General features: G+C 66.7%; 1 protein-coding gene. It reads right to left on the reverse strand.

What is annotated here, in order from left to right; all coding sequences use genetic code 11:
• Positions 1-258: phosphotransferase (locus tag AC0L16_RS33710; RefSeq protein WP_473625833.1), on the reverse strand; the 258-nt coding region annotated here is incomplete at both ends.

Below are 258 nucleotides of genomic sequence, written 5' to 3' on the forward strand. Positions count from 1 at the left end.
GCCGGTGCAGATCCGCAAGCGCCGTGGCGATTCTGGCGACGAGCTGCCGCGCCTCGTCATAGGGCAGCGGCAGGTCGGGGAGCCGCTTGTACAGCGTGGCACCTGGAATGCGCTCGATCACGACATAGGCTTGGCGGGCGAAATCACCTGTGCCGAAGCAGGCCGGCACGTGCGGCACCGCCAGCCGCTGCATGATCATCATCTCCATCTCTAATGAAACGATCGCGGCGGCGTCCTCGCCCTCCGACACCCGCGGGA

This window comes from Mesorhizobium sp. WSM4848 (assembly GCF_055811375.1).